General features: G+C 64.3%; 20 protein-coding genes. 12 read left to right on the top strand and 8 right to left on the bottom strand.

Annotation, left to right across the window (positions count from 1 at the left end; translation table 11 throughout):
* The first annotated feature begins 3 nt into the window (after nt 1-3).
* From JOY50_RS15495 to JOY50_RS15485, 3 genes are all read left to right on the top strand, one after another.
* The gene (locus tag JOY50_RS15495) at nt 4-579 is read left to right on the top strand and encodes an RNA polymerase sigma factor (protein WP_132842506.1); all 576 of its coding nucleotides are present in this window, start codon (nt 4-6) and stop codon (nt 577-579) included.
* Entirely contained in the window at nt 576-1,556 is a 981-nt protein-coding gene (locus tag JOY50_RS15490; protein WP_243055474.1) for a FecR family protein, read from the top strand. Before JOY50_RS15495 ends, JOY50_RS15490 begins: the two co-directional genes overlap by 4 nt.
* Before the next feature lie 217 nt (nt 1,557-1,773).
* Nucleotides 1,774-4,164 carry a TonB-dependent siderophore receptor gene (locus JOY50_RS15485; RefSeq protein ID WP_138737474.1) on the top strand — a complete coding sequence of 797 codons (2,391 nt, stop codon included), beginning with the start codon at nt 1,774-1,776 and terminating at the stop codon, nt 4,162-4,164.
* A gap of 28 nt (nt 4,165-4,192) precedes the next feature.
* On the opposite strand, the gene JOY50_RS15480 is transcribed toward JOY50_RS15485, so the two are convergent.
* Nucleotides 4,193-5,068 (bottom strand): helix-turn-helix domain-containing protein, encoded by an 876-nt coding sequence (locus tag JOY50_RS15480; protein WP_132842498.1) that lies wholly within the window; start codon nt 5,066-5,068, stop codon nt 4,193-4,195.
* 273 nt (nt 5,069-5,341) lie between these two features.
* On the opposite strand from JOY50_RS15480, the gene JOY50_RS15475 reads away from it, so the two are divergent.
* Nucleotides 5,342-6,244 carry a DMT family transporter gene (locus JOY50_RS15475; RefSeq protein ID WP_132842495.1) on the top strand — a complete coding sequence of 301 codons (903 nt, stop codon included), beginning with the start codon at nt 5,342-5,344 and terminating at the stop codon, nt 6,242-6,244.
* 134 nt (nt 6,245-6,378) lie between these two features.
* On the opposite strand, the gene JOY50_RS15470 is transcribed toward JOY50_RS15475, so the two are convergent.
* Nucleotides 6,379-7,353 (bottom strand): D-glycerate dehydrogenase, encoded by a 975-nt coding sequence (locus JOY50_RS15470; protein WP_132842493.1) that lies wholly within the window; start codon nt 7,351-7,353, stop codon nt 6,379-6,381.
* A gap of 78 nt (nt 7,354-7,431) precedes the next feature.
* Nucleotides 7,432-8,379: a LysR family transcriptional regulator gene (locus JOY50_RS15465; protein WP_019473280.1), complete on the bottom strand. Its 948-nt coding sequence runs from the start codon at nt 8,377-8,379 to the stop codon at nt 7,432-7,434.
* Nucleotides 8,380-8,571: 192 nt separating this feature from the next.
* On the opposite strand from JOY50_RS15465, the gene JOY50_RS15460 reads away from it, so the two are divergent.
* Genes JOY50_RS15460 through JOY50_RS15445 form a run of 4 tightly spaced genes read left to right on the top strand, consistent with a single transcriptional unit; the run spans nt 8,572 to nt 13,336 of the window.
* The gene (locus tag JOY50_RS15460) at nt 8,572-10,101 is read left to right on the top strand and encodes an efflux transporter outer membrane subunit (RefSeq protein WP_132842491.1); all 1,530 of its coding nucleotides are present in this window, start codon (nt 8,572-8,574) and stop codon (nt 10,099-10,101) included.
* The gene (locus tag JOY50_RS15455) at nt 10,098-12,275 is read left to right on the top strand and encodes an FUSC family protein (RefSeq protein ID WP_243055473.1); all 2,178 of its coding nucleotides are present in this window, start codon (nt 10,098-10,100) and stop codon (nt 12,273-12,275) included. Before JOY50_RS15460 ends, JOY50_RS15455 begins: the two co-directional genes overlap by 4 nt.
* Nucleotides 12,265-12,465: a DUF1656 domain-containing protein gene (locus tag JOY50_RS15450; protein WP_009685040.1), complete on the top strand. Its 201-nt coding sequence runs from the start codon at nt 12,265-12,267 to the stop codon at nt 12,463-12,465. The genes JOY50_RS15455 and JOY50_RS15450 overlap by 11 nt, the downstream gene beginning before the upstream one ends.
* Before the next feature lie 10 nt (nt 12,466-12,475).
* Complete coding sequence (locus tag JOY50_RS15445; protein WP_132842486.1) at nt 12,476-13,336, top strand: HlyD family secretion protein; 861 nt, start codon at nt 12,476-12,478, stop codon at nt 13,334-13,336.
* Nucleotides 13,337-13,482: 146 nt separating this feature from the next.
* Here JOY50_RS15445 and JOY50_RS15440 read toward each other — a convergent pair whose 3' ends face one another.
* Nucleotides 13,483-13,929: a universal stress protein gene (locus tag JOY50_RS15440; RefSeq protein WP_132842484.1), complete on the bottom strand. Its 447-nt coding sequence runs from the start codon at nt 13,927-13,929 to the stop codon at nt 13,483-13,485.
* A 270-nt stretch (nt 13,930-14,199) separates the two neighbouring features.
* Here JOY50_RS15440 and JOY50_RS15435 point away from each other — a divergent pair, with 270 nt between their 5' ends.
* The 4 genes from JOY50_RS15435 to JOY50_RS15420 all read left to right on the top strand — a co-directional run bounded on the left by JOY50_RS15435 (nt 14,200) and on the right by JOY50_RS15420 (nt 19,301).
* On the top strand, nt 14,200-15,105 hold the full coding sequence (locus tag JOY50_RS15435) for a LysR family transcriptional regulator (RefSeq protein WP_016497993.1): 906 nt from the start codon (nt 14,200-14,202) through the stop codon (nt 15,103-15,105).
* 116 nt (nt 15,106-15,221) lie between these two features.
* Nucleotides 15,222-16,763 carry an MFS transporter gene (locus tag JOY50_RS15430; protein ID WP_243055472.1) on the top strand — a complete coding sequence of 514 codons (1,542 nt, stop codon included), beginning with the start codon at nt 15,222-15,224 and terminating at the stop codon, nt 16,761-16,763.
* 28 nt (nt 16,764-16,791) lie between these two features.
* The gene (locus JOY50_RS15425; RefSeq protein ID WP_049274667.1) at nt 16,792-17,853 is read left to right on the top strand and encodes an HlyD family secretion protein; all 1,062 of its coding nucleotides are present in this window, start codon (nt 16,792-16,794) and stop codon (nt 17,851-17,853) included.
* Entirely contained in the window at nt 17,850-19,301 is a 1,452-nt protein-coding gene (locus JOY50_RS15420; protein WP_243055471.1) for an efflux transporter outer membrane subunit, read from the top strand. The genes JOY50_RS15425 and JOY50_RS15420 overlap by 4 nt, the downstream gene beginning before the upstream one ends.
* Nucleotides 19,302-19,431: 130 nt before the next feature.
* On the opposite strand, the gene JOY50_RS15415 is transcribed toward JOY50_RS15420, so the two are convergent.
* From JOY50_RS15415 to JOY50_RS15400, 4 genes are all read right to left on the bottom strand, one after another.
* The gene (locus JOY50_RS15415) at nt 19,432-20,244 is read right to left on the bottom strand and encodes an SDR family oxidoreductase (protein WP_019470589.1); all 813 of its coding nucleotides are present in this window, start codon (nt 20,242-20,244) and stop codon (nt 19,432-19,434) included.
* Between the two features lie 149 nt (nt 20,245-20,393).
* Nucleotides 20,394-20,858, bottom strand: coding sequence for a multidrug transporter (locus tag JOY50_RS15410; RefSeq protein WP_132842476.1), 465 nt, complete (start codon nt 20,856-20,858; stop codon nt 20,394-20,396).
* Nucleotides 20,859-21,011: 153 nt separating this feature from the next.
* Complete coding sequence (locus tag JOY50_RS15405) at nt 21,012-22,466, bottom strand: mannose-1-phosphate guanylyltransferase/mannose-6-phosphate isomerase (RefSeq protein WP_016497999.1); 1,455 nt, start codon at nt 22,464-22,466, stop codon at nt 21,012-21,014.
* Nucleotides 22,467-22,499: 33 nt separating this feature from the next.
* Nucleotides 22,500-23,147: an alginate O-acetyltransferase AlgF gene (locus JOY50_RS15400; RefSeq protein ID WP_016489019.1), complete on the bottom strand. Its 648-nt coding sequence runs from the start codon at nt 23,145-23,147 to the stop codon at nt 22,500-22,502.
* Between the last annotated feature and the right edge of the window lie 17 nt (nt 23,148-23,164).

The raw sequence follows: 23,164 nt of genomic DNA, 5'->3' as shown, positions 1-23,164 counted from the left end.
CCTGTGAGCGAGCAGGGGGATATCATCGAGCCCGACGCCGACAGCAGTGGCGGTCGTGCACGTTTCGTCCAGGTGTTCCTGGCCCAACGGGCGCGCATGGAGGCGCTGGTCAGCCGGCGCGTTGGCTGCCGCGCCACGGCTTCAGACCTGGTGCAGGAACTGTTTTTGCGTTTCTGGCGCCGCCCCGAGGTCAAGGTCGAGGCGCTGGACACCTACCTGTTGCGTTGTGCCGGCAACCTGGCTATCGACCACCTGCGCAGTGAAGGCAGCCGCGAACGCGTGGCAGAAGCCGCTTTGCCAATGGACGAAGCGACCATGGCTCAGGCGCCGGAGCAGGCGCTGGAGGTCGACCACGACCTGCAGCGTATCGAAGCCGCCTTGCGCGCCTTGCCCGAGCGCACCCGGCAGATCTTTTTGCTCAACCGCATCCACGGCTGCAAGTACGGCGAAATTGCCAAGGCCATGCAGCTGTCCCAGAGCGCCGTGGAAAAGCATATGATGCGCGCCCTTGAAGCGTGCAAGGCGAGTGTTGCCGAGCCCGCGCCCACCCCACGCCGGCCAGGGAGTGCCCGTCGATGAGCCGTTTGCCCCCGATCACCGAGGCGCAGTCCCAGGCCGCCCTGCAATGGCTCAGCCGCATCAATGAGCAGCCCGCGCAAGCCGAAGGGGCTGCGTTCAAGCGCTGGTTGCTGGCCGACCCCAGGCACCGTGAGGCCTACCAACAGGCCCAGGCGCTGTGGCAGAAAAGCGCCACCCCGGCGGCGCGGCTGGCGGACGAAGAACAGGACGCCCTGCAGCACTACCTCGATACCATGGCCAGGCCACCGACCCGTGCCCCGTGGCGGTGGATGGCGGCAATGGCGATGGCGGCCTGCCTCGTGCTGGCCGTGGGCGTTGCCGGGGGCTGGCACCCGGGGTACTGGTTGCAGGACGTGCAGGCTGACTACAGCAGTGCCGGGCAGATTCGCCAGGTGACCTTGGCCGACCAGTCGCAGGTGACGCTTGACGCAGGTAGCGCCATTGCAGTCGATTTTGCCCAGGGTGAGCGCCGTGTACGGTTGCTGCATGGCGCGGCATTCTTTGAGGTCACTCATACCGGCGAGCCGTTCCTGGTCGAAGCGGGCGGTGGCGAAGTGCGGGTGCTCGGCACCCAGTTCGAGGTGCGTGAGCAAGGCGAGGGCGCCCAGGTGACGGTGCGCAGCGGGCGTGTGGGCGTGAGCCCTGCGCAAGGCACTCTGGCGCGTGAGCTGACGGCCAACCAGCAGGTGGCCTACAGCGCAGGCAGGGTAGGCGACACCCTGGCGGTGGACAGTGAAAACCGCCTGGCCTGGCGCCAGGGGTGGCTGAACTATTACCAGATGCCGCTGGCGCAGGTGGTCGAAGACCTTGGGCGCTATTACCCGGGGCGCATCCTGTTGCTGGATGGCGAACTGGGGCAGCGCAAGGTCAGTGGCAGTTTCCCGGTGGCCGAGCCGCTGCTGGCGCTGGATTCGCTGGGTAAGGTGATGGGCTTTTCGCGGCAGACCGTGTTGGGGCGTTTGACCTTGATCCGGTAGTTGCCTGTGCCGGCCTCTTCGCGGGCATGCCCGCTCCCACAGGTACTGCACAGGATGTTGAACTTGTGCCATCCCTGTGGGAGCGGGCGTGCCCGCGAAGAGGCCGGTACAGGAAAAATATTTTCAGATAGCGGGTGAGGTAACAGGACGTGGCATCCGTGTAATGAGTGAAAGTGCGATTCATTCGCAATAATCACCCTCTCACAGGTCAGCGTCCATGAAGTTCTCCCCGCGTTGCGTCCCTCTCTGGCTCGGCCTTGCTGCGCTGCCGGCTTTGGCTGTCGCCCCCCTGGCAAGCGCCGCCGAGCAGCTGCAGGCCTATGCCTTCGCCCAACCGGCCCAACCCCTGGCCCAGGCCCTCAACGCCTTCAGCCGCACCACCGGCCAGAGCGTGGTCTACACCCTCGAACTGCCGGGCGTGCAAGCGCCCGCGTTGAATGGCCGGTTCAGCGCCGAGCAGGCGCTGCAACAGCTGCTGGGGAACGCTGGCCTGGCCTGGCGCCGTGTCGACGCACGCACCCTGACCCTCGAAACCGCCGACACCTCAGGCGCCCTCAACCTGCAGGCCACCAACGTGACCTCACAACTGGACGACTACAGCTACCAGCCCCCGGCCAGTGCTTCGATCATGCGCGGGCAGGGCCCGAACCAGGACATCCCCCAGGCCATCAACGTGGTACCGGCCCAGGTCATCCGCGACCAGGCCCCGCGCAACCTCGACGATGCGCTGGCCAACGTCAGCGGCATTACCCAGGGCAACAACTTTGGCGGCACCTCCGACACGGTGATGAAGCGCGGCTTTGGCGACAACCGCGACGGCTCGATCATGCGCGATGGCATGCCCATCGTGCAGGGGCGTAGCCTCAACGCCAGCACCGAGCGGGTCGAAGTGCTCAAGGGCCCGGCCTCGCTGCTGTACGGCATCCAGGACCCGGGCGGGGTGATCAACGTGGTCAGCAAGCGCCCGCAACTGCAGCAATACAATGCACTGACCGTACGCGGCTCGAGCTATGGCAGCGGCAAGAATGGCAGTGGCGGCGGGCTCGACACTACCGGTGCGCTGGGCGACAGCAAGTTCGCCTACCGCTTGATCGTCGACCATGAAGACGAAGACTACTGGCGCAATTACGGCGTGCACCGCGAATCGCTGGTGGCGCCCTCGCTGGCCTGGCTGGGCGAAGACACCCAGGTGGTGCTGGCCTACGAGCACCGCGAGTTTCTCTACCCCTTCGACCGGGGCACCGCGTTCGGCAGTAATGGCCACCCGCTGAACATCCCCGCCACGCGTCGCCTGGACGAGCCGTTCAACGACATGGAGGGGCGCTCCGACCTGTACCGCCTTGAGGTCGACCATCAGCTGGCCGATGACTGGAAACTGCACTTTGGCTACAGCTTCAACCGCGAGACCTACGACGCAAGCCAGGTGCGTGTGACAGGCGTCAACGAAGCCAAGGGCACGCTGACACGCAGCATCGACGGCACTCACAACGCCATGAGCCGTGACCAGTTCGCTACCCTGAGCCTGGCCGGTAATGTGGAATTGGCTGGCATGCAGAATGATCTGTTGTTCGGCGTCGACCATGAAGACCGCAAGGTGTATCGCGGCGACCTGATTCGCCAGACTGCCAAATCCACTTTCAGCTATGTGGACCCGGTCTACGGCCAGGAAGTGGAAGGCAGCACGGTGCGTGCCAGCGACAGCGACCAGACCGACAAGCTGCGCACCGATGCACTGTTCGTGCAGGACGCGTTACACCTGGATGACCACTGGATCCTGGTGGCCGGCGCACGCTTCCAGCAGTTCGACCAGTATGCCGGCCGCGGCCGCCCGTTCACGGCCAATACCGATAACAGCGGCCAGGCCTGGGTGCCGCATGCGGGCATCGTCTACAAGGTCGATGAGCAGTTGTCGTTCTACGGCAGTTACAGCGAGTCGTTCAAGCCCAATTCCAGCATTGCGCCGCTGACTGGCGGTGTGGTGCTGGACGCGTCCGTTGCACCTGAGGAGGGGAAGTCGTGGGAGTTGGGCGCCAAGCTGGACATTCCCGGTCGCCTGACCGGTACCCTGGCGCTGTTCGATATCACCAAGCGTAATGTGCTGGTTGCCAATTTCGACAGCGGGACTGGCGAGACTGCCTACAGCAATGCCGGTGAGGTCAATTCAAGAGGTGTGGAGCTTGACCTGACCGGCCAGCTCAGCGACCACTGGAGCTTGATCGGCAGCTATGCCTTTACCGATGCCAAGGTTACAAAAGACCCGGACCTTGAGGGTAACCGCCTGCAGAACGTGGCCAAACACAGTGGTTCGCTATCGGCTGTTTACGACTTCGGCAGCCTGTTCGGTGGCGACAAGCTGCGTGTAGGTGCAGGCGCGCGTTATGTGGGTGAACGGGCGGGCAACTCGACCAACACCTTCGACCTGCCGTCGTACACCGTGGCCGATGCGTTCGCCACTTACGAGACCAAGCTTGATGAGCACAACGTGCGTTTGCAGCTGAACGTAAAGAACTTGTTCGACAAGGTTTACTACAGCTCGGCGGTGAACCAGTACTTCGTGGCTATCGGGGATGCGCGGCAGGTGAGCCTGTCCAGCACCTTCGAATTCTAGGTATTTGGGGCTGCAAAGCAGCCCCATTTCACGCATTGAATGCCGAGCGATATTCCCCAGGTGTTGCACCAAGCGCCTGCCTGAACCGGTTGCTGAAATGGCTGGCACTGGCAAACCCGCACAAAAGGGCAATCTCCCCCAGCGGCATCACGCCCAGCTGCAGCAACTGGCAGGCCCGGTGCAGTCGCCGGGCCAGCAGGTACTGGTGCGGCGGCAAGCCGAAACTGGTGCGGAACATGCGCGCAAAGTGGTACTCGGAAAGGTTGCAGCGCATGGCCAGTTCACCCAGGGTAATCGGCTGGTCCAGGTGCGCCTCGATGTAGTCGACCAGCTGCCGGCGCAGGTTTGGCGCCAGGCCGCCTTTCAAGCGCAGGCCTTGGCGTAGCCCCACCTGGCTGAGCAGCGCATGGTCGACGATCTCGTGGGCCAGGCTGCTGGCCAGCAAGCGCTCGCCGGGCTCGTCCCAGGCCAGGGTGATCAGTTGGCGAAAGCGCACGGCCTGTTGCGGGTCGTCAAGAAAGGTCGCTTCCTGCAACTGCAGTTCACGCGGTTCCCGATCGAGCAGGCGCACGCAGCCCAGGGCAAACTGCGCCTCGCTGACATACAGGTGCGCCAGGCGGATTGCACCATTGACCACCCAGTTCGATTCCTGCCCGGCCGGCATCACGCACAGCTTGCCGGGCGCGCCCTTGTCGGCCGGGCGCTGGCGGCGAAAGGTGCCGGTACCATCGGCGATGTAGCACGACAGGGTATGGTGGGTCGGGGCCTGATAGTCGCGGGCATCATCGCGGTTGCTCCACAGCGCCGCGGCCAGCCCATCGCCCAGGTGCGCGCTCAGTTCCAGCCTGGCATGGGGCGAGGCATGCATGGCGTTGAACACTTGCAGTTGGGTGAGTGGCGTCATGGGCGGGTCCTCTTGCCAGCCATCCTACTGCGCCTTGCATCGAGTGGCATCTACCGGCAAAGGAAAAGCGCAAGTTTGTGCAAGCGCCAGGCGCCGCACAGGGCAAACACTGGTGGCACTGGCGAGGGCTGCGCCCTCGATCGCCGGCAAGCCAGCTCCCACAGGTACAGCATCTGCCTCAACCCGGCACTGTATCTGTGGGAGCTGGCTTGCCGGCGATAGGTCGCGAAGCGGCCCCGGTGTGAATGGACGACCGCTTGAGGAGCCCCACCCATGAACCTGTCACTCTATCTGCTTACCGTCCTGATCTGGGGCACCACCTGGATCGCCTTGAAGCTCCAGCTGGGCGTTGTCGCCATCCCGGTCTCGATCGTCTATCGCTTCGCCCTGGCGGGCCTCATCCTGTTCGCCATTCTGCTGCTTACCCGTCGCCTGCAACCCATGAACCGCCGCGGCCACCAGATCTGCCTGGCCCAGGGTTTGTGCCTGTTCTGCGTCAATTTCATGTGCTTCCTCACTGCCAGCCAGTGGATTGCCAGTGGCCTTATCGCCGTGGTGTTCTCAACTGCAACCCTGTGGAACGCACTTAACGCGCGGGTGTTCTTCGGCCAGAAGATCGCAGCCAATGTGCTGGGCGGCGGTGCCCTGGGCCTGCTCGGCCTGGGGCTGCTGTTCTGGCCAGAGCTGTCCCACCATGCCGCCAGCCGCGAAACCCTGTTCGGGCTCGGCCTGGCCCTGCTCGGCACGCTGTGTTTCTCGGCAGGCAACATGCTGTCGAGCATGCAGCAGAAGGCCGGGCTCAAGCCCATGACCACCAATGCCTGGGGCATGGTCTACGGGGCCGCCATGCTGATGGTTTATTGCCTGTTCAGCGGCATTCCTTTCACCATGGAGTGGAACACCCGCTACATCGGTTCGCTGATGTACCTGGTGATTCCGGGTTCGGTGATCGGCTTCACTGCCTACCTGACCCTGGTCGGGCGCATGGGGCCGGAGCGGGCAGCCTACTGCACGGTGCTGTTCCCGTTGGTGGCGTTGAATGTGTCGGCGGTGGCCGAAGGGTATCAGTGGACGGCGCCGGCCTTGTGCGGGCTGGTGGCGGTGATGGCGGGGAATGTGCTGGTGTTTCGCAAGCCCAAGGCCAAGGTGGCTGAGGGTATTTTGGTGGCTAAATAGATAATCTATTGCCTGCACCGGCCTCTTCGCGGGCTTGCCCGCTCCCACAGGTACTGCACAGGTGTTGAGGGCTGTGATTTACCTGTGGGAGCGGGCAAGCCCGCGAAGAGGCCGGTGCAGGCAACGAATAACTATCAGCCCTTCCACACCTGCGGGTTCACCAGGTCCCGCGGCCGCTCACCCAGCAGCGCCGCGCGCAGGTTTTCCATCGCACGGTTGGCCATGGCCTCACGGGTTTCGGCAGTGGCCGAGCCAATGTGCGGCAAGGTCAGCGCATTGGGCAGTTTGAACAGCGGCGAATCGCTCAGCGGCTCTTTCTCGTACACATCCAGGCCTGCCCCACGAAGGGTGCCGTTCTGCAGCGCTTCGATCAGCGCGGCTTCGTCCACCACCGGCCCGCGGGCGATGTTGATCAGGAACGCGCTTGGCTTCATCAGCTTCAGTTCACGCGCACCGATCAGCTTGCGGGTGGCGTCGGACAATGGCACTACAATGACCACGAAGTCCGCTTCGGCCAGCAACTGCTCCAGGCTGCGGAACTGCGCGCCCAGCTCTTGCTCCAGCGCGGTCTTGCGGCTGTTGCCCGCGTAGATGACCGGCATGTTGAAGCCGAACCGGCCGCGACGGGCAATGGCGGCACCGATGTTGCCCATGCCGACGATACCCAGGGTCTTGCCATGTACATCGCTGCCGAAGTGGGCCGGGCCCACGGTGGCCTGCCAGTTGCCGGCCTTGGTCCAGGCATCCAGTTCGGCAGTGCGGCGGGCGCAGCCCATGACCAGCGAGAAGCCCAGGTCGGCGGTGCTTTCGGTGAGTACGTCGGGGGTGTTGGTCAGGGCGATGCCGCGTTCGTTGAAGTAGTCCAGGTCATAGTTGTCGTAGCCAACCGACACGCTGGACACCACCTCCAGCCTGGCCGCGCCTTCAAGCTGCGCACGGCCCAGCTTGCGGCCGACACCGATCAGGCCGTGGGCCTCAGGCAGGGCTTCGTTGAACTGGGCATTGATGTCGCCCAGCTTGGGGTTGGGCAAAATCACGTTGAAGTCTTGCTGCAGGCGCTCGGCCATGGCCGGGGTGATACGGCTGAAGGCCAGGACGGTCTTTTTCATCGGGCAACTTCTCTGCAAGGCGGTGGTGGATAATGGTTAGCAACCTACCATTGTCCACCCCCGCAATGCAGCAGCTTTTTAGTTGGCGATCAGCACCTGATGGGTTTTCAGGTCCGCCTCATGGGCCGCGAGAATCTCCGGCAGCGAGTTGCGCAGGTACTCGACCCAGGTCTTTATCTTGGCATCCAGGTACTGCCGGGACGGGTAGATGGCGTACAGGTTCAGCTCTTGCAGGCGGTATTCGGGCAGTACCCGCACCAGGCTGCCATCACGCAGGCCATCGATGGCCGAATAGATCGGCAGCACACCTACGCCCATGCCACTGCGGATTGCAGTCTTCATGGCATCGGCGGTATTGACCATGAACGGCGAGCTGGTGATGTTGACCATCTCCTGGCCTTCCGGCCCGTCGAACAGCCATTTTTCCAGCGGTATCACTGGGCTGACCATGCGCAGGCAGGCGTGCTTGAGCAGGTCGACGGGCTTGTGCGCCACCCCGTGGCGGGCGATGTAGTCGGGCGAGGCGCAGACGATGCTGTAGGTGATGCCCAGGCGCTGGGACACGAACCCCGAGTCGGGCAGTTCGGTGGCCAGCACGATGGACACGTCATAGCCCTCGTCGAGCAGGTCAGGCACGCGGTTGGCCATGGTCAGGTCGAAGGTCACGTCCGGGTGCGATTCACGGTAACGGGCGATTGCATCGACCACGAAATGCTGGCCGACCCCGGTCATCGAGTGCACCTTCAGCTGCCCGGCCGGGCGGGCATGGGCATCGCTGGCTTCGGCTTCGGCTTCTTCCACATAGGTAAGAATCTGTTCGCAGCGCATCAGGTAGCGCTTGCCGGCCTCGGTCAGCGCAATGCGGCGGGTGGTACGGTTGAGCAGCCTTGTTTGCAGATGGGCTTCCAGGTTGGAGACCGCCCGCGACACGTTCGCGGTGGTCGTATCCAGTTGCGCGGCAGCAGCGGTAAAGCTGCCAAGCTGGGCTACGCAACTGAAAGCACGCATGTTTTGCAGGGTGTCCATGGGTCACTCTCGATGTAGAGGACAAAATTGTGTCACGAAGTAACGCAGAAAAGCTGAAAAGTTGCCTTCGACCAAAGGCGGATTATCGCTGTTTTGGTAACAAAGATTCGCAGGAATCTGCGCTTATCGCCAGTGCTGCCGCCCCCTAGAATTGCCCAGCCCCCTTCACCTCTTCCTCGGGAAATCGCAGCTGTGCCGCGTCGCATCATCAGAACGCTCAATGCGTTCAGTGCCTGTGCCCTTGCCCTCACCTTGAGTGGCTGTATCGGAACCTGGGGCATCGCCCCGCAAAGCAAGACGCTGCAAGCCAATACCTTGACCACCGACGCGGCCATACGCGAAGCCGCGACCGACGCCCATTGGCCCGACCAGCAGTGGTGGCACGCCTATGGCGACCCGCAGCTGGATCGCTGGATTACCCTGGCCGTAGCCGGCAGCCCGAGCCTGGCCATGGCCGCAGCGCGGGTACGTGAGGCCAAGGCCATGGCTGGCGTGGTCGAGTCGGCGGAAAAGCTCCAGGGCAATGGCCAGGCCACGCTCAAGCGCCACAACTGGCCTGAAGACCAGTTCTACGGCCCGGGCGCGCTGTCGGGCGCCAACACCTGGGACAACAACGCCGCCATCGGCTTCAGCTACGCCCTCGACCTGTGGGGGCGCGAGCGCAATGCCAGCGAGCAGGCTGTGGACCAGGCGCACATGAGCGTGGCCGAAGCCCGCCAGGCGCAGCTGGAGCTGCAGAACAACGTGGTGCGTGCCTATATACAGCTGAGCCTGCATTTTGCCCAACGCGATATCGTCGAGGCCGAACTGCAACAGCAGGAACAGATCCTGGCCTTGGCCAAGCGCCGCCTGGATGCCGGCATCGGCACCCATTTCGAAGTCAGCCAGGCCGAAGCGCCGCTGCCGGAAACCCACCGCCAGCTCGACAGCCTGAACGAAGAAATTGCCCTGACCCGCAACCAGCTGGCCGCACTGGCCGGCAAGGGCCCGGGGGAAGGTGCGCAGTTGCAGCGCCCGGCCCTGGCCTTGGCCGCGCCGCTGAAGCTGCCATCGAACCTGCCTGCCGAACTGGTTGGCCAGCGCCCCGATGTGGTCGCCAGCCGCTGGCAGGTGGCTGCCCAGGCGCGTGGCATCGACGTCGCCCATGCCGGCTTCTTCCCCAACGTCGACCTGGTCGGCAGCCTGGGCTTCATGGCCACCGGCGGTGGCCCGCTGGAATTCCTGACCGGGCGCAAATTCAACTACAACGTCGGCCCGGCCATCAGCTTGCCGATCTTTGACGGTGGTCGCCTGCGCTCAGAACTGGGCGTGGCCTCGGCGGGGTATGACGTGGCTGTGGCCCGTTACAACCAGACCGTGGTGGGGGCACTGAAGAACATCTCCGACCAGTTGATACGCCGCGAGTCGATGAAAGAGCAGTCGCACTTCGCTGCCGAGTCGGTTGCTGCCGCGCAGAAAACGTACGACATCGCCATGGTCGCCTTTCAGCGCGGCCTCACCGACTACCTGAACGTGCTCAACGCGCAGACCTTGCTGTTCCGCCAGCAACAGGTGCAGCAGCAGGTGCAGGCCGCCCGCCTGATCGCCCATGCTGAGTTGGTCACCGCCCTGGGTGGTGGCCTGCAGGCCGGTCAGGATGCGCCGAAAGAGGAACGCCAGGCCGCGCCGAAAACCCCGGCCACCCTGGCCATTTTCGACAAGAAGCCGGATAACGCCGAATGAGCACTTCCAGTTTGCCCGTGCGCTGGCTGCAAAGCCTGGAATGGCGCCGGGGCTTTTTTGCCTGGGCGCGCACCGACGGCGTGACCTGGGTGTACATTTTCAAGGTGCTGGCCGCCGCGTTCATCACGCTGTGGCTGGCCATGCGTTTGGAGCTGCCGCAACCGCGCACGGCGATGATCACCGTGTTTATCGTCATGCAGCCGCAAAGCGGGCATGTGTTCGCCAAGAGCTTCTACCGGGTGCTCGGCACTCTCGCCGGTTCGGCGATGATGGTGGCGCTGATTGCCATCTTCCCGCAGAACACCGAACTGTTCCTACCCAGCCTGGCCTTGTGGGTGGGCCTGTGCTCGGCTGGTGCCATGCGCTATCGCACCTTCCGCGCCTATGGCTTCGTGCTGGCCGGTTATACGGCCGCGATGATCGGCTTGCCGGTGCTGCAGCACCCCGACCAAGCATTCATGGCGGCGGTATGGCGGGTGCTGGAGATTGCCCTGGGGATTCTGGTGTCGACCTTCGTCAGTGCCGCAATCCTGCCGCAGTCGGCCAGTGCCGCCATGCGCAACGCGCTGTACCAGCGCTTTGGCGTGTTTGCCGGGGTAGTGGTCGAGGCCCTGCGTGGTGATAGCCAGAAGGACCGTTTCGAGAGCAGCAACGTGCGCTTCGTGGCCGAGGCCGTGGGCCTTGAGAGCCTGCGCAACGTCACTGCTTTCGAGGATCCGCACATGCGCCGCCGCAGTGGCCGGCTGGTACGGATGAACAGCGAGTTCATGGCCATTACCACGCGCTTCAACGCCCTGCACCGTTTGCTGGAGCGCCTGCGTGCCCGTGGCCCGCTGCAGATTGTCAGTGCCATCGAACCGGGCCTGAACACCCTGGTGGAGCTGCTGCAGCCTTACGTGGGCCGGGCGTTGACCGACGCCGATGCACTGCGCCTGACCCTGGAGCTGGCGGCCTACAAGGAAGGCCTGCAAGCCCAGGTGCGCGGCCTGCGCGCCGAGTACCTGGCAACCGACCCCAGCGAATCAGACCTGCTCGACTTCCACACCGCGTTCGAGCTGCTGTACCGCTTCGTCGACGAGATGTACAGCTACGCCGAAACCCACGCCTCGCTGGCTGCGCACAAGCACGAGCGCGAGCAGTGGGACGAGCCCTACGTGGCGCAGACCAGCTGGCTGGTGTCGCTGGCCGCTGGTGTGCGCGCCTCGGCGGTGCTGTTGCTGCTGGGCAGCTACTGGCTGCTCAGTGACTGGCCCAGTGGCGCCATGATGACCCTGATCGCCACCGTCACCGTGGGCCTCTCGGCGGCCTCGCCGAACCCCAAGCGCATGTCGTTCCAGATGGCCTGCGGCACCGCCATCGGTGCTTTCATCGGCTTTTTCGAAACCTTCTTCGTGTTCCCTTGGATCGACGGCTTCCCGCTCCTGTGCATGGTGCTGGCGCCGGTGTTCGTGCTGGGCGCGTTTCTCTCGTCACGCCCGGCCTACGCCGGTTACGGCATCGGCCTGCTGGTGTTTTTTGCGATTGGCTCGGTGCCCAACAACCTGACGGTGTATGACCCGTACACCTTCATCAATGACTACATCGGCATGGTCATCGGCATGTTTGTCTGCGCCGCCGCCGGGGCGATCATCCTGCCGCCCAACAGCCGCTGGTTGTGGAGCCGCCTGGAGCAAGAGCTGCGCGAGCAGGTGCTGTTTGCCATCAGCGGACGCCTGCGCGGCATCGGCACGGCGTTCGAAAGCCGCACCCGCGACCTGCTGCATCAGGCCTATGGTTTGGCGGCCGGCAAGCCGCAGGTGCAGAGCCAGCTGATGGGCTGGATGTTCACCGTGCTGGAAATCGGCCACGCCGTGATCGAGCTGCGCAAGGAACAAGCCCGCGCACCGGTGCACCCGGCCTACGCCGAGTCACAGCCGTGGCGCCAGGCCATCCGCGTCATGGGCCGTGCCCTGACGCGGTTGTTCTTGCAGCCCAGTGCCAGCAACCACGAACGCGCCCTGGTCGCCGTGGACCATGCCATTGCCCGCGTGCAGGCCACCGACGAACCGTTCGCCCGGCACTTCGACACCTCGGTACTGCGCCGCGCGCAAAGCTACCTGCACTTCATCCGTTCCTCCTTGCTCGACCCACAGTCGCCACTGGCACCGGCGAAAGGATTGAACCATGCCCCGTGAGATCGCCTTCCATGGCGTGTACATGCCCACCATGACCTTGATGTTCCTGTTCGCCCTGGGCCTGGCCTGGGGCCTGGACCGGTTCATTGCCAGCCATGATGGCTACCGCTTCTTCTGGCACCCGGCGCTGTTGCGCCTGAGCCTGTTCGTCTGCCTGTTCGGCGCCATGGCGCTGACTGTCTACTGGTGAGAATCCTTCGATGAAAAAGTTCTTCAGCCTGATCGCCACCCTGCTGGTGCTGGTCGCTGCCGTGGCCATCGGTCGCCAGCTGTGGCTGCACTACATGACCACGCCATGGACCCGCGACGGCCGCGTGCGCGCCGACATCATCAACGTCGCCGCCGACGTGCCGGGCTACGTGGTGGACGTACCGGTCAAGGACAACCAGCGGGTGAAGAAGGGCGACCTGCTGATCCAGATCGACCCCGAGCACTACCAGTTGGCGGTCGACCAGGCCAAGGCCATGGTCGCCTCGCGCAAGGCCACCTGGGAAATGCGCAAGGTCAACGCCAAGCGCCGTGCCGACATGGACAACCTGGTGATCTCCAAGGAAAACCGCGACGACGCCAGCAACATCGCCAACTCCGCCCAGGCCGATTACCAGCAAGCCCTTGCCGAACTGGCTGCAGCAGAGCTGAACCTCAAGCGCACCCATATCGTCGCCACGGTGGATGGCTACGTGACCAACCTGAATATCCACAAGGGCGACTATGCGCGCACGGGTGAGGCGGTGATGGCGGTGGTCGACGAAAATTCGTTCTGGGTCTACGGGTTCTTCGAAGAAACCAAGCTGCCCCACGTGAAGGTGGGTGACCAGGCCGAGTTGCAGATGATGAGCGGCGAGCGCATCAAAGGGCATGTGGAGAGCATCGCCCGCGGTATCTACGACCGCGACAACCCACAAAGCCGCGAGCTGATCGCCGACGTGAACCCGACGTTCAACTGGGTGCGGTTGGCGCAGCGGGTGCCGGTGCGGATCCACATTGATGAAGTGCCGGAAGGGTTTTTGCTGGCGGCGGGGACGACGTGTACGGTGGTGGTGACGCCTGGCGAGGGGTGAGTTGGGGTGGCGTTGGGGCTGGTAAGTGCATGTCTCGAGGGTTGTGGCGCCCTTGAGATCGAGCGCCGCCCGCGCGGCGCTCGATCTTAACCGCGCCACCCCCCTCGAGACATGCACCTACCAACCCCAACCCGTTCAAAAGCCCCCTAAGCTACCCCCACCAACACCGGCACCTGCACCCGATCAATCACCTTCGCGCTGATCGACGGGTCCAGCAACCGCCCCAACCGCGACAGGTGGCGGTGGCCCATGATGATCAGTTCGCAGTTCAATTCCTGCGCCTTGGCCACAATCGCTTCAACCGGCTGGCCTGCCACCATGCAGCCTTGGCTGGTGAAGCCGGCTTGCTGCAGCCCGCGCACGGCCTCGGCTACGGCGTGGTCGGCATGCTGTTGTTCCTCGCAGGCGGCGGGGTATTCTTCCAGTTCCTCTGCGGTGTAGGGCGCAGGTTGCTCATGCACGGCGAAGGTGGAATCGATGGCCAGCAGCACGTGCAGTTCGTGTTCGCCGGGGCGGCAGTAGCGGCGGGCGAGGGTGAGCAGGGCGCTGGAAGCGGGGGAGGCGTCGATGGCGATCAGGATGGGGCTGGGCATTGAAGATCCTTGTACAAGGCTGGCTGAATGGGTGCCTGTTCTAGCCTCTTCGCGGGTAAACCCGCTCCCACAGGTACTCCACAGTATTTCAAACCTGCGCAGTCCCTGTGGGAGCGGGTTTACCCGCGAAGAGGGCGAACCTGCCATGCCACATTCTTGGCTCAGTCCACTCAGTGAATAAATGCCCCACCACGCAAGAGCGCATTGCGTCTGATGCAATCCACCAACCTGCTACCATCGCGTTTCCAACAGCTGTAACGGAAAACGGCCATGCAACTCCCGGACATGAACCTGCTCGTCGCCCTCGATGCCCTGCTCGACGAGGGCAGCGTGGTGGGCGCGGCGCAGCGCATGAACCTGAGCCCGGCGGCCATGAGCCGGACCTTGGGGCGTATCCGCGATGCTTTGGGCGACCCGATCCTGGTGCGCGCCGGCCGTGGCCTGGTGCCGACGCCGCGCGCGTTGGCCCTGCGCGAGCAGGTGCATGGCCTGGTAGAGCAGGCCGGGCAGGTGTTTCGCAGCCGTGACGATGTCGACCTGGTCAACCTGGACCGTGCCTTCAATATCCGCACCAATGATTTGTTCATTGCCCTCTACGGCGCCCAGCTGTTGCGCATGATGCTGGCCCAGGCGCCGCGTACGGTGTTGCGGTTTGTCCCGGAGGGCAGTGGTGACGATGATGCAGTGCTGCGCAACGGGCATATCGACCTGATCATCAGCTCGGCCATTGAGCTGGGCCCGGAAATCAAGGTGCAGAGCCTGTTCAACACCTACTTCGTGGGCCTGGCGCGTGTTGGGCACCCGATCTTCGACGCCCCTATCACCCCTGAGCGTTTTGCCGCCTACCCGCAGATCAGCGTATCGCGGCGCGGCCGTGCCAACGGGCCGATCGATGTGGCGTTGGCCAACCACAAGGTGGAGCGGCGCGTGGCCCTGATCACCACCAGCTTCCACTCGGCGATGTTCTCGCTGCCGGATTCGGACCTGATCCTGCCGATACCCGCCAATATCCTCAACAGTGTGCAGCGGTTGAAGTTGCCATTGCGCTCGTTCGAGATCCCGGTGCCGTTGGAGAAGGTCAATGTGATGCAGGCGTGGCACCCGCGCTTCGACAACGACCCCGCGCACCGTTGGTTGCGCCAGACGTTGAAAGCGTGTGGCCGCATAGATCCGTGATTCAGGCATGGATTGCGTCTGACGCAATATAAAACTACCGACAAGTCAGTTTTCGTCAGCATTCGACCTTCTTAAACTTGCCCCAGCCCTGAAATTGTTGCTGGAGATGTATTCCCATGAGTTCCCTGACCGCGCCCTCTGCGGCGCTGGCCGCCGCCCCCGCGCCGGCCGCACCTGCGCAGACGGCGTTTGGCCTGCAGGTGGTGGTCGGGCTGTTCGGTGTGTTGCTGGCCGTGCTGTGTGCAGGCCTCAACGAGTCGGTCACCAAGATTTCCCTTGCCGATATCCGCGGTGCCATGGGCATCGGTGCCGACGAGGGTGCCTGGCTGCTGGCCGTGTACAGCGCCGCGTCGGTCTCGGCCATGGCCTTTGCGCCGTGGCTGGCCACCACCTTCTCGCTGCGGCGCTTCACCATGAGCGCCATCGCCCTGTTCGCCGTGCTCGGCCTGCTGCAACCGTTCGCCCCCAACCTGCACAGCCTGATGTTGCTGCGTGTGCTGCAAGGCTTTGCCTCGGGTGCCTTGCCGCCGATGCTGATGAGCGTGGCCCTGCGCTTTTTGCCGCCCGGTATCAAGGTCTATGGTCTGGCCTGCTACGCCCTGACTGCCACCTTCGGCCCCAACCTCGGCACGCCACTGGCGGGGCTGTGGACCGAATACGTCGGCTGGCAATGGGCGTTCTGGCAGATCGTCCTGCCTTCGGCGCTGGCCATGCTCTGCGTCGGTTGGGGCCTGCCGCAGGACCCGCTGCGCCTGGAGCGCTTCAAACAGTTCGACTGGCGTGGCGTGCTGCTTGGCCTGCCGGCCATCAGCTGCATTGTGCTGGGCCTGTCGCTGGGCGACCGCTGGGGCTGGTTCGACTCGCCGCTGATCTGCTGGTTGCTGGGCGGTGGCCTGCTCTTGCTGGTGCTGTTCATGTACAACGAGTGGTCCGAGCCGCTGCCGTTCTTCCAGTTGCGCATGCTGCAGCGGCGCAACCTGAGTTTTGCCCTGGTGACCCTGGCCGGTGTGCTGGTCGTGCTGTCGGGCGTGGGCAGCATCCCGTCGGCCTACCTGGCACAGATCCAGGGTTACCGCCCGGCGCAGACCAGCCCGCTGATGATGCTGGTGGCCATGCCGCAGCTGATCGCCCTGCCGCTGACCGCGGCGCTGTGCAACATCCGTGCGGTGGACTGCCGCTGGGTGCTGGGCATCGGCCTGGCGATGCTGGCGATGTCCTGTGTCGGCAGCAGCCTGCTGACCAGCGAGTGGATCCGTGGCGACTTCTACCCGTTCTACCTGCTGCAGGTGTTCGGCCAGCCGATGGCGGTGCTGCCGTTGCTGATGCTGTCCACCAACGGCATGACCCCGCAGGAAGGCCCGTTCGCCTCCAGCTGGTTCAACACCGTGAAAGGCCTGGCTGCAGTGATCGCCGGTGGCCTGCTGGACGCCCTTGGCACCCTGCGCCGGCACTTCCATTCCAACCACCTGGTGGACAGCCTGGGCAACGCCCCGCTGGTCGACGACAGCGCTGCGGGCCTGGCCAAGCGCATCCACGACCAGGCGCTGGTACTGACCTCGGCCGACCTCTACCTGGTCATGGCCTGCATCGCCGTGGCCCTGATCTGCCTGATTCCTTTCGTGCCTACCCGGGTCTATCCGCCGCGTGCGGTGGCCTGAACCCTGGATGAATTCGAGAACACCTGAAATGACCAACAACCGCAAAACCCTGTTCATTGGCTCGGTGCTGGCCGTGGCCGTGCTGGCTGGCATCGTCGGCCCCTGGATGTTTGGCAGCGACCATCGCCAGAGCACCAACGACGCCTATGTGATCGCCGACTACACCGTGGTCGCGCCCAAGGTGGCTGGCTTTATCAAGGAAGTGCTGGTGGAGGACAACCAGCAGGTTACGGCCGGCCAGTTGCTGGCGACCATCGACCCCCGCGATTACCAGGCCGCCCTGGACGCCGCACAGGCGCAGTTGCTGGTGGCTCAGGCGCAAAGCGCCGATGCCCGCGCCACCCTTGAGCGCCAGGCATCGTTGATTGCCCAGGCCGAGGCTGCTGTCAAAGCCGCCCAGGCCGAAGCGGCGTTCGCCGACCACGAGGTCAACCGCTACAGCCGCCTGGCCGAGCAGGGCGCCGGTACCGTGCAGAACGCCCAGCAGGCGCGCAGCGGTGTAGACCAGGCACGCGCACGCCTGGCGAATGCCCAGGCAGCGTTAGTGGCGGCGCGCAAGCAGGTGGACATTCTCACGGCCCAGGTGGCCAGTGCCGATGGCCAGCTGAAACGGGCCGAAGCGGGCGTGGAAAAGGCCCAGCTCGACCTGTCCTACACACGCATTACTGCGCCGGTGGACGGCATGGTCGGCGAGCGCGCACTGCGCATAGGTGCCTACGTCAACCCGGGTGCCCGGCTGCTGTCGGTGGTGCCGTTGCAGCAGGCCTATGTAGTGGGCAACTTTCAGGAAACCCAGCTGACTCACGTGCAGCCTGGCCAACCGGTGAGCATCAGCGTCGACACCTTCTCTGGCGAAAAGCTGCAAGGGCATGTGGAAAGCATCGCCCCGGCCACCGGCGTGACGTTTGCCGCCGTCAAACCGGACAACGCCACCGGCAACTTCACCAAGGTGGTGCAGCGCATTCCGGTGAAGATTGTCTTCGATGACGGCCAGCCGCTGCTCACCCGCCTGCGGGTGGGCATGTCGGTAGAAGCGACCATCGATACCCGTGGCGACAAGCTGGACGGCAAAGAGGTAAGCGCACGATGAAACCGGCATTACGCTTGAGCCCGTTGCTGCTGGCCGTGTTGCTGGCCGGCTGCACCATGGGCCCGGACTTCTTGCGCCCCGACAGCCAGGCACCGCAGCAGTGGGCGCCGCTGCAAGGCGAGGCGGCGGCCAGCCAGCCGCAGGCCGAACCGCTGGAACTGCGCTGGTGGGAAACCTTCCATGACGCACAGCTCAGTGCCTTGATCCAGCGCGTTGCCGAACGCAACCTTGATCTGCAGATGGCCAGCGCCCGCTTGCTGCAAAGCCGCGCCTTGCGCGGTACCGTGGCCGCCGATGAAGTGCCGTCGGTGGATGCAAACGCCGGCTACAACCGCGCCCGCAACAGCGCCGAAGGCCTGAGCGATCCGTCTGGCAAGGCGGGCAAAGAGGCGTACAACCTTTGGCAAGGCGACCTGGTGGCCGGTTGGGAACTGGACCTGTGGGGCCGCGTGCGGCGCCAGGTCGAGGCTGCCGATGCCACCGTCGAAGTGGCGGAGAACGACCGCCGGGGGGTGCTGCTGGCCTTGCTGTCGGAAACCGCCGGCAATTACATCCAGCTGCGCGCGGTGCAGCACACGATTGATGTGACGCAGGACAACCTGAAGGTCGCCCGGCACAGCCTGAAGCTGTCTGAAAATCGCCAGGCCGAAGGCGTCGCCACACGCCTGGACGTGGCCCAGGCCAGCGCCCAGGTCGCGTCGATCGAGGCCCGCTTGCCAAGCCTGGAAGCCCGGCGCGACGACCTGATCAACGCCCTCAGCTTACTCGCCGCCGAGCCGCCGCGCAGCTTGCAGGCCCAATTGCTGCAGGGCGGCGAGCTGCCTGCGCCGCAGCAGCAGTTTGCCATCGGCTTGCCGTCCGAGCTGGCCGAGCGCCGCCCTGACATCCGCCAGGCCGAAGCCCGCCTGCATGCCGCCACCGCCAGCATTGGCGTGGCCAAGGCGGATTTCTACCCGAGCATCCGGCTGTCGGGCAGCGTCGGCTTCCAGGCCATGCAGCTGTCTGATTTCGGTGGCTGGGATTCGCGCCGTTTTGCCTTCGGGCCGCAGTTGTCGTTGCCGATCTTCGAGGGCGGCCGGCTCAAGGGCACCCTGGAGTTGCGCGAGGCGCAGCAGCAGGAAGCGGCGCTGAACTATCGCAAGGTGGTGCTGGGGGCCTGGCATGAGATTGACGATGTGCTGCGCCTGTACAACGCCAGCCAATTGCGCCGTGACCACCTGGCCGAAGCGGTGCGACAGAACCGCATCGCCCTGGAAACTGCCCAGCGCCAGTATGTGGAAGGGGCGGTGGACTTTCTCAATGTGCTGACAGTGCAGGGTGCATTGTTGGCCAGCGAGGAGCAGTGGATCGACAGCTCGGCGGCGGTGTCGCAGGCGTTGGTGGGGCTGTACAAAGCCTTGGGGGGCGGCTGGCAGGCGTTTGATGAGCAGCCTGCGAAGAAAGCCTAAAGGCAGGGGCCGCTATGCGGCCCATCGCCGGCAAGCCAGCTCCCACAGGTGCAGTGCAGACCTCAGGCACAGCGCTATAGCTGTGGGAGCTGGCGTGCCGGCGATAGGGCCGGTACAGGTTGCCGATATCTCAGAGCGGGCGCAGCAGGCCAAAGCGCTTGCGCAGTGCCCAATCCAGCAAGCGCCGTGGCAGCAAACGCGCCATCAGCGGCAACGCCGTACTGCCATTCCCCAACCGCACCACCCCCGGTACCGGCGACTTGCCGACTGCCGCCAACACACCCTGGGCAAACACCGCCGCCGAAGTCGGCCTGTCCTGCGAAGCCCGCGCCCGCGCCTGGACATGTTCACGCAACGGCCACCATGGCGAGTCCGCCGCCAGTACCTGCTCGGCCTGGCGCTGGGCATTATTGGCGAACTGCGTGTCAATCGCCCCCGGCTGCACTTCCATCACCCGCACACCGAACGGCGCCAGTTCCAGACGCAAGGCATCGCTCAGCGCATGCACGGCCGCTTTTGAGGCGCAGTAGGCGCCGGCGAATGGCGTGACCAGCACGCCGGAGACGCTGCCGATGTTCACCACTGTTCCCCGTGAGCGGCGCAGCAGCGGGAACAGCGCGCGGGTCACACCGACCACGGCGAACACGTTGGTTTCAAACTGTTGGCGCAGGGCATCCACACCACCGTCCAGCAACGGCCCCATGGCGCCGTAACCGGCGTTGTTGATCAGGATATCCAGTGTTTCGAGTTCTTCGGCCAGGCGGGCGAGGGCCTCGCTGTCGTTCACATCCAGTTGCCGGGCGGTGTAGCCGGCGGCGTTCAGCACTTCAACATCCTCTGCCTTGCGAGCAGTGGCCCAGACGTGGTGGCCGGCATCGCGGAAGGCGTCGGCGAGGGCGCGGCCGATGCCGCTGGAACAACCGGTTATCAGGACGGTGGGCATGGTTGGGGCCTGTTGTGAGGAGGATTGGTTTTCCTGTGCCGGCCCTTTCGCGGGTGAACCCGCTCCCACAGATTCTGCACAGCTATCGAATACTGTGGTGTACCTGTGGGAGCGGGCATGCCCGCGAAGAGGCCGGTACAGGCAAAACATCAATTGGCAAATGTACCTTGCAGGTGCTCGGCACGAAATTCCAGAGTCTGCGGCCTGTACCCGGACCGCAGCGGTGGCAACGGCAGGCAATCCTTCCATTCGGCCCCCGGCTGCAAGTCACCCGGCCCCCGGTAGCGCGGGGCGTTGTAGGTGCTTTCGGCCAAATTCACAGTGTCGCCCGGCGCATACGCCGCCACACGCCAGCGCAGCTCGGTCAGCGGGGCCTTATTGCCGTTTTTCATGCGTACCTGCAGCGCGCGGTCGGCCGGGCATTGTTCGGGGGCATAGGTAAGGCGCAGGTCCAGGCGGGCCAGTTGCGAGGTTTCGCGGTTGTCTTGCCAGGCGACGAACAGGGCTACAAGGCCCAGGCCACATACGGCGGCCAAGGAGATCGGTAGGGCCTTGGCCGGGTAGCGCAGCAGCAGCACCAGCCAGGTGAGGATGAGGAAGGCGCCGATGATCATGGGGCTTGCAGACCTAGGTTGCGCGGGGTCTGACCATCGTAGCCTGAAATGGGGGAGGGCTCAAAAGCGGGAGGGCTTTGCCCTCCTTTCGCGACACAAGGCCGCTCCCACAAGAGATCGCGTGACCTTTGTGGGAGCGGCCCCGGGGTCTACTTACTGCGCAATGGTCTTGACCGATACCCCACGCTCGACCGGCGTGGAAGTGCGCCCGTACACATCTTCGAAGCGCTCGATATCATCCTCGCCCAGGTAGCTGCCGGACTGCACTTCGATGATCTCCAGCGGGATCTTGCCCGGGTTGCGCAGGCGGTGCACCGAAGCGATCGGGATGTAGGTGGACTGGTTCTCGGTCAGCAGGAACACGTTCTCGTCACAGGTGACCTCGGCAGTGCCGGACACCACGATCCAGTGCTCGGCACGGTGGTGGTGCATCTGCAGCGACAGGCTGGCACCCGGCTTGACGGTGATGTGCTTGACCTGGAAGCGGCCGCCCATGTCCACCGAGTCGTACGAGCCCCACGGGCGATACACTTCCAGGTGGTTCTGGGTTTCAGTACGGCCCTGCTCGTCGAGGGTCTTGACCATCTGCTTGACGCCCTGGACCTTGTCCTTGTGGGCAATCATCATGGCGTCCTTGGTCTCGACCACCACGATGTTTTCAAGGCCGATCACCGACACCAGCTTGCCATTGCCGTGGATCATGCAGTTGCGGCTGTCCTGCACCACCACGTCGCCCTTGGTGACGTTGCCGTTGTCGTCCTTCTCGTGCACATCCCACAGCGACGACCAGCAGCCCACATCGCTCCAGCCGGCTGACATCGGCACCACGCAGGCGCGCTGGGTCTTTTCCATCACCGCGTAATCGATGGAGTTGTCCGGGCAGCAGGCGAAGGTGGCTTCATCGATGCTCAGCACATCGCCCTCTTCCTCGCTGCGCTCCAGGGCCAGCACGCAGGTGTCGTAGATATCACCGTCGTGCTTTTTCAGCTCCTCGAGGAAGCGGCTGGCGCGGAACAGGAACATGCCGCTGTTCCAGAAGTAGCCACCGGCCTGGACAAACTCGGCGGCACGTTTCTCATCGGGTTTTTCAACAAACTGCGCCACGCGTGCCACGCCCTCGGGCAGCAGGGCGTCCTGGCTGGAGCGGATGTAGCCGTAGCCGGTTTCCGGCTTGGTCGCCGGCACGCCGAACAGCACCATTTCGCCACGCTCGGCGGCGATGGTGGCCAGGGCCAGGGCGCGCTGCAGGGCCTTCTGGTCGTCGATCACGTGGTCGGCAGGCAGCACCAGCATCAGCTCGTCGCGGCCTTCGTTGATCAGTTTCATGGCGGCCATGGCCACGGCCGGCGCGGTGTTACGGCCGAACGGTTCCATCAGGATGCCTTGGGTTTCCAGCTTCAGCGCAGCCAGCTGTTCCTGGACGATGAATTTGTGGTCCTTGTTGCAGACCACGATCGGCGTGTCCATGCCTTCGAACGCCAGGCGCTCGATGGTTTGCTGGAACAGGGTGTGTTCGCCGGTCAGGGCCAGGAACTGCTTGGGGAACTGCTTGCGCGACAGAGGCCACAGACGCGAACCGCTACCACCAGAAAGAATTACCGGGATCATCATGTTTCTCCAATAGTCGTTAAAGGCAGGGGATCAGTTGCTAGCCACGGGGCGAGTTACCCACACCGGCGACAAGGCGTTGCCGGAACCGGTTACGTACAGCACGGCGGCTTCGCCGCGCTCCAGGGCGACGGGTTTCACGTCGCCCACTTTCTTGTCACCTTGGTACAGCGCCAGGTTGACCTTGACCGGGTTGATTTCGCGTTCGCCACGGCCGTTGGCGGCCACCGGCTTGACCACTTCGGTCTTGCCGTCGGCGGTTTTCAGGGTCAGCTGCTGGTCGCTCAGGTTCTGCACGCGCACCAGGGCTTTCTGCTTGTTCTTGAACGGTGGTTCTTCGATCAGCTGCGGGTTGCCGGTGCCGCTGTTGACCAGGGTGTAGTACTTGTCCGAGGCCAGCTTCACCGGCACGCTCTTGCCGCCGACCTGGGCGGTGTAGTCACCGCCTGGCAGGAAGCTGAAGTCGCTGCTGGCCTGGGCGCCAACCTGCTTGATCTGGGTGTTGCCGACCGACGCGGCGGCCGGTGCGCTGGCCGCGTTGTACAGGCGCACGAAGGTCGAGCCTTTCGGTGCGCTAGGGCCGTACAGGGCGGCGTCGGCACCGGCGAAGGCCTGCATCGAAGCAAGGGAAAGGCCGGCCGCGAGGGTGAGGGCTTTGGCAATGGAAGTCTTGGTAGTCATGTGCATTTCCTCTCTTT

The sequence above is a fragment of the Pseudomonas sp. BP01 genome, assembly GCF_022760795.1.
In the GTDB taxonomy this organism is placed as follows: domain Bacteria; phylum Pseudomonadota; class Gammaproteobacteria; order Pseudomonadales; family Pseudomonadaceae; genus Aquipseudomonas; species Aquipseudomonas putida_Q.
Note: the sequence above shows the minus strand (reverse complement) of the source record. Positions and strands in the feature narration are given on the sequence as shown.

Coding starts and splice junctions, on each gene's coding strand:
- JOY50_RS15455 (WP_243055473.1), top strand. CDS start 10,098: ATGAGCACTTCCAGTTTGCCCGTGCGCTGGCTGCAAAGCCTGGAATGG.
- JOY50_RS15415 (WP_019470589.1), bottom strand. CDS start 20,244: ATGCCCACCGTCCTGATAACCGGTTGTTCCAGCGGCATCGGCCGCGCC.
- JOY50_RS15435 (WP_016497993.1), top strand. CDS start 14,200: ATGCAACTCCCGGACATGAACCTGCTCGTCGCCCTCGATGCCCTGCTC.
- JOY50_RS15430 (WP_243055472.1), top strand. CDS start 15,222: ATGAGTTCCCTGACCGCGCCCTCTGCGGCGCTGGCCGCCGCCCCCGCG.
- JOY50_RS15480 (WP_132842498.1), bottom strand. CDS start 5,068: ATGACGCCACTCACCCAACTGCAAGTGTTCAACGCCATGCATGCCTCG.
- JOY50_RS15470 (WP_132842493.1), bottom strand. CDS start 7,353: ATGAAAAAGACCGTCCTGGCCTTCAGCCGTATCACCCCGGCCATGGCC.
- JOY50_RS15450 (WP_009685040.1), top strand. CDS start 12,265: ATGCCCCGTGAGATCGCCTTCCATGGCGTGTACATGCCCACCATGACC.
- JOY50_RS15490 (WP_243055474.1), top strand. CDS start 576: ATGAGCCGTTTGCCCCCGATCACCGAGGCGCAGTCCCAGGCCGCCCTG.
- JOY50_RS15475 (WP_132842495.1), top strand. CDS start 5,342: ATGAACCTGTCACTCTATCTGCTTACCGTCCTGATCTGGGGCACCACC.
- JOY50_RS15465 (WP_019473280.1), bottom strand. CDS start 8,379: ATGGACACCCTGCAAAACATGCGTGCTTTCAGTTGCGTAGCCCAGCTT.
- JOY50_RS15405 (WP_016497999.1), bottom strand. CDS start 22,466: ATGATCCCGGTAATTCTTTCTGGTGGTAGCGGTTCGCGTCTGTGGCCT.
- JOY50_RS15440 (WP_132842484.1), bottom strand. CDS start 13,929: ATGCCCAGCCCCATCCTGATCGCCATCGACGCCTCCCCCGCTTCCAGC.
- JOY50_RS15400 (WP_016489019.1), bottom strand. CDS start 23,147: ATGACTACCAAGACTTCCATTGCCAAAGCCCTCACCCTCGCGGCCGGC.
- JOY50_RS15485 (WP_138737474.1), top strand. CDS start 1,774: ATGAAGTTCTCCCCGCGTTGCGTCCCTCTCTGGCTCGGCCTTGCTGCG.
- JOY50_RS15425 (WP_049274667.1), top strand. CDS start 16,792: ATGACCAACAACCGCAAAACCCTGTTCATTGGCTCGGTGCTGGCCGTG.
- JOY50_RS15420 (WP_243055471.1), top strand. CDS start 17,850: ATGAAACCGGCATTACGCTTGAGCCCGTTGCTGCTGGCCGTGTTGCTG.
- JOY50_RS15410 (WP_132842476.1), bottom strand. CDS start 20,858: ATGATCATCGGCGCCTTCCTCATCCTCACCTGGCTGGTGCTGCTGCTG.
- JOY50_RS15445 (WP_132842486.1), top strand. CDS start 12,476: ATGAAAAAGTTCTTCAGCCTGATCGCCACCCTGCTGGTGCTGGTCGCT.